The organism is Arthrobacter sp. P1_B11, assembly GCF_056406715.1.
Genome location: NZ_JBFTZQ010000054.1, coordinates 1 through 5,422, shown reverse-complemented (window position 1 = coordinate 5,422; position 5,422 = coordinate 1). Strand labels below are relative to the sequence as shown.

The 5,422-nt window shown below is 55.5% G+C and carries 2 rRNA genes; both read left to right on the top strand.

The features are described 5' to 3' along the window. The first annotated feature begins 101 nt into the window (after positions 1 to 101). Positions 102 to 1,627: ribosomal RNA gene (locus tag AC1D14_RS22480) — 16S ribosomal RNA — on the top strand. A 539-nt stretch (positions 1,628 to 2,166) separates the two neighbouring features. Beyond that, positions 2,167 to 5,302 (top strand): 23S ribosomal RNA (locus AC1D14_RS22475). Together the 16S and 23S rRNA genes form the textbook arrangement of a ribosomal RNA operon. Positions 5,303 to 5,422 lie beyond the last annotated feature (120 nt).

The following is a 5,422-nucleotide window of genomic DNA, read 5'->3' as shown; positions in this document are numbered from 1 at the left end:
TGCGCCGCCCCTGTGGTGTGGTCTGGTTTTTACAGCTGGTTTCAAATTTTGTGCAGCTTGGTTCCGCGTTTTCCCGTGGTTCCTGGTTGTGTCTGTTTTTTTCAACGGAGAGTTTGATCCTGGCTCAGGATGAACGCTGGCGGCGTGCTTAACACATGCAAGTCGAACGATGATCCGGTGCTTGCAYCGGGGATTAGTGGCGAACGGGTGAGTAACACGTGAGTAACCTGCCCTTAACTCTGGGATAAGCCTGGGAAACTGGGTCTAATACCGGATATGACTCCTCATCGCATGGTGGGGGGTGGAAAGCTTTTTGTGGTTTTGGATGGACTCGCGGCCTATCAGCTTGTTGGTGAGGTAATGGCTCACCAAGGCGACGACGGGTAGCCGGCCTGAGAGGGTGACCGGCCACACTGGGACTGAGACACGGCCCAGACTCCTACGGGAGGCAGCAGTGGGGAATATTGCACAATGGGCGCAAGCCTGATGCAGCGACGCCGCGTGAGGGATGACGGCCTTCGGGTTGTAAACCTCTTTCAGTAGGGAAGAAGCGAAAGTGACGGTACCTGCAGAAGAAGCGCCGGCTAACTACGTGCCAGCAGCCGCGGTAATACGTAGGGCGCAAGCGTTATCCGGAATTATTGGGCGTAAAGAGCTCGTAGGCGGTTTGTCGCGTCTGCCGTGAAAGTCCGGGGCTCAACTCCGGATCTGCGGTGGGTACGGGCAGACTAGAGTGATGTAGGGGAGACTGGAATTCCTGGTGTAGCGGTGAAATGCGCAGATATCAGGAGGAACACCGATGGCGAAGGCAGGTCTCTGGGCATTAACTGACGCTGAGGAGCGAAAGCATGGGGAGCGAACAGGATTAGATACCCTGGTAGTCCATGCCGTAAACGTTGGGCACTAGGTGTGGGGGACATTCCACGTTTTCCGCGCCGTAGCTAACGCATTAAGTGCCCCGCCTGGGGAGTACGGCCGCAAGGCTAAAACTCAAAGGAATTGACGGGGGCCCGCACAAGCGGCGGAGCATGCGGATTAATTCGATGCAACGCGAAGAACCTTACCAAGGCTTGACATGGACCGGACCGGGCTGGAAACAGTCCTTCCCCTTTGGGGCCGGTTCACAGGTGGTGCATGGTTGTCGTCAGCTCGTGTCGTGAGATGTTGGGTTAAGTCCCGCAACGAGCGCAACCCTCGTTCCATGTTGCCAGCGCGTAATGGCGGGGACTCATGGGAGACTGCCGGGGTCAACTCGGAGGAAGGTGGGGACGACGTCAAATCATCATGCCCCTTATGTCTTGGGCTTCACGCATGCTACAATGGCCGGTACAAAGGGTTGCGATACTGTGAGGTGGAGCTAATCCCAAAAAGCCGGTCTCAGTTCGGATTGGGGTCTGCAACTCGACCCCATGAAGTCGGAGTCGCTAGTAATCGCAGATCAGCAACGCTGCGGTGAATACGTTCCCGGGCCTTGTACACACCGCCCGTCAAGTCACGAAAGTTGGTAACACCCGAAGCCGGTGGCCTAACCCCTTGTGGGAGGGAGCTGTCGAAGGTGGGACTGGCGATTGGGACTAAGTCGTAACAAGGTAGCCGTACCGGAAGGTGCGGCTGGATCACCTCCTTTCTAAGGAGCACCTACAGTCACCTTGCCTCATGTATGTGAGTGTGGAGGGGTTGTCAGGAGTAAAAGCCCGTTGCGCAGACGATTGTTCTGCGGCGGGTGCTCATGGGTGGAATATCAACGAATAGCGGCCGCGGGTTTCTTCTTCCTGCCTAGTACGGATGCTCTCTTCCCTTGTGGAGGGGCCGGTGTCCTGGAACGGTGCGGGGTTGGGGCTGGCGGTTTAGTGTTTGGCACACTGTTGGGTCCTGAGGCAACAGGGCCGGGGTTATCCCYGGTGTTTGTTTGTTTCTGGTTTCCTGGCTGCACCGATCATGCACGGTTGGTTCCCTTTTTTTGGGGGCTGGTGTGTGGGGTGTGTGGTACGGGGTTGTTGTTTGAGAACTACATAGTGGACGCGAGCATCTTTTATAAGAAGCAATTTCCAAGAATATGAACCTGGATCTGGCTGCGCGTGATGGTGTCATCCTTTTGGGGGTGGTGGTGTTGGGTGTGGCTGGTTTTCRTGGTTCTCTCGTGAATTAGTTTTTTTGATCTTTTGTGGTCAAGTTTTTAAGAGCACACGGTGGATGCCTTGGCATTAGGAGCCGAAGAAGGACGTAGGAATCTGCGATAAGCCTGGGGGAGTCGATAACCGGACTGTGATCCCAGGGTGTCCGAATGGGGAAACCCCGCCAGGGGCGCGAGTTACCTGGTGACCCGCATCTGAACACATAGGGTGCGTGGAGGGAACGCGGGGAAGTGAAACATCTCAGTACCCGCAGGAAGAGAAAACAATAGTGATTCCGTCAGTAGTGGCGAGCGAACGCGGATCAGGCTAAACCGTTCCATGTGTGATAGCCGGCGGGCGTTGCATGGTCGGGGTTGTGGGACTTCCCATACTGTCTCTGCCGGGGCAGTGGGGTGAGAGTGTGAGTATAGGTGAACGGTCTTGAAAGGCCGGCCGTAGAGGGTGTGAGCCCCGTAACCGTAATGCTGTGCACCGCCTGGGAGGGATCCCAAGTAGCACGGGGCCCGAGAAATCCCGTGTGAATCTGTCAGGACCACCTGATAAGCCTAAATACTCCCTAATGACCGATAGCGGACCAGTACCGTGAGGGAAAGGTGAAAAGTACCCCGGGAGGGGAGTGAAACAGTACCTGAAACCGTGTGCTTACAATCCGTCGGAGCCAGTCTGATTCTGGTGACGGCGTGCCTTTTGAAGAATGAGCCTGCGAGTTAGTGTTACGTCGCGAGGTTAACCCGTGTGGGGAAGCCGTAGCGAAAGCGAGTCTGAACAGGGCGTTGCAGTGGCGTGATCTAGACCCGAAGCGAAGTGATCTACCCATGGCCAGGTTGAAGCGACGGTAAGACGTCGTGGAGGACCGAACCCACTTCAGTTGAAAATGGAGGGGATGAGCTGTGGGTAGGGGTGAAAGGCCAATCAAACTTCGTGATAGCTGGTTCTCCCCGAAATGCATTTAGGTGCAGCGTTGCGTGTTTCTTACCGGAGGTAGAGCTACTGGATGGCTAATGGGCCCTACAAGGTTACTGACGTCAGCCAAACTCCGAATGCCGGTAAGTGAGAGCGCAGCAGTGAGACTGTGGGGGATAAGCTTCATAGTCGAGAGGGAAACAGCCCAGACCACCAACTAAGGCCCCTAAGCGTGTGCTAAGTGGGAAAGGATGTGGAGTTGCGAAGACAACCAGGAGGTTGGCTTAGAAGCAGCCATCCTTAAAAGAGTGCGTAATAGCTCACTGGTCAAGTGATTCCGCGCCGACAATGTAGCGGGGCTCAAGTACACCGCCGAAGTTGTGGATTTCAGATATTAGCTAAGCCGCCCCTTTGCGGGGTTGGTTCAGGCGTCTGGAGTGGTAGGGGAGCGTCGTGTGGGCAGTGAAGTCGCGGTGTAAACCAGCGGTGGAGCCTACACGAGTGAGAATGCAGGCATGAGTAGCGAAAGACGGGTGAGAAACCCGTCCGCCGGATGATCAAGGGTTCCAGGGTCAAGCTAATCTGCCCTGGGTAAGTCGGGACCTAAGGCGAGGCCGACAGGCGTAGTCGATGGACAACGGGTTGATATTCCCGTACCGGCGAAAAACCGCCCATGCTGAACAGGGGATACTAACCGCCCGAGACCTGACCAATCACCCTTGTGGTGTGCGGTTTTTGGTGGAGCGCGGGACCTGATCCTGGGAGGCAAGCGTATTAACAGGTGTGACGCAGGAAGGTAGCCGAGCCGGGCGATGGTTGTCCCGGTCCAAGGATGTAGGGCGAACGGTAGGCAAATCCGCCGTTCATGATGCCTGAGACCTGATGGGACTCCCGTAAGGGGGGATTCGGTGATCCTATGCTGCCTAGAAAAGCATCGGCGCGAGGTTTTAGCCGCCCGTACCCCAAACCGACACAGGTGATCAGGTAGAGAATACTAAGGCGATCGAGAGAATTATGGTTAAGGAACTCGGCAAAATGCCCCCGTAACTTCGGGAGAAGGGGGGCCCCAACCTTGAACACCACTTGCTGGTGGGAGGGGATCGGGGCCGCAGAGACCAGGGGGAAGCGACTGTTTACTAAAAACACAGGTCCGTGCGAAGTCGCAAGACGATGTATACGGACTGACTCCTGCCCGGTGCTGGAAGGTTAAGAGGACCGGTTAGCCGCAAGGCGAAGCTGAGAATTCAAGCCCCAGTAAACGGCGGTGGTAACTATAACCATCCTAAGGTAGCGAAATTCCTTGTCGGGTAAGTTCCGACCTGCACGAATGGAGTAACGACTTCCCCGCTGTCTCAACCATAAACTCGGCGAAATTGCAGTACGAGTAAAGATGCTCGTTACGCGCAGCAGGACGGAAAGACCCCGAGACCTTTACTATAGTTTGGTATTGGTGTTCGGAGTGGCTTGTGTAGGATAGGTGGGAGACGTTGAAGCCCGGACGCCAGTTCGGGTGGAGTCATCGTTGAAATACCACTCTGGTCACTTTGGACATCTAACTTCGGCCCGTAATCCGGGTCAGGGACAGTGCCTGATGGGTAGTTTAACTGGGGCGGTTGCCTCCTAAAAAGTAACGGAGGCGCCCAAAGGTTCCCTCAGCCTGGTTGGCAATCAGGTGTCGAGTGTAAGTGCACAAGGGAGCTTGACTGTGAGAGAGACATCTCGAGCAGGGACGAAAGTCGGGACTAGTGATCCGGCGGTACATTGTGGAATGGCCGTCGCTCAACGGATAAAAGGTACCTCGGGGATAACAGGCTGATCTTGCCCAAGAGTCCATATCGACGGCATGGTTTGGCACCTCGATGTCGGCTCGTCGCATCCTGGGGCTGGAGTAGGTCCCAAGGGTTGGGCTGTTCGCCCATTAAAGCGGTACGCGAGCTGGGTTTAGAACGTCGTGAGACAGTTCGGTCCCTATCCGCTGCGCGCGCAGGAAATTTGAGAAGGGCTGTCCTTAGTACGAGAGGACCGGGACGGACGAACCTCTGGTGTGTCAGTTGTACTGCCAAGTGCACCGCTGATTAGCTACGTTCGGATGGGATAACCGCTGAAAGCATCTAAGCGGGAAGCTCGCTTCGAGATGAGATTTCCATACACCTTGTGTGTGAGAGGCCCCCAGCCAGACCACTGGGTTGATAGGCCGGATGTGGAAGCGAGGACTAACGACTCGTGAAGCTGACCGGTACTAATAGGCCGATAACTTACACCACACACCATTGGTGAACGGATTCAAAAGACGTTCACACCCACAATGGTACGAAGATAACAAGACTGCCCGCGTCCACTATGTGGTTCCCAACCAACAAACCCGTTGCTTGAGAACCAACAAC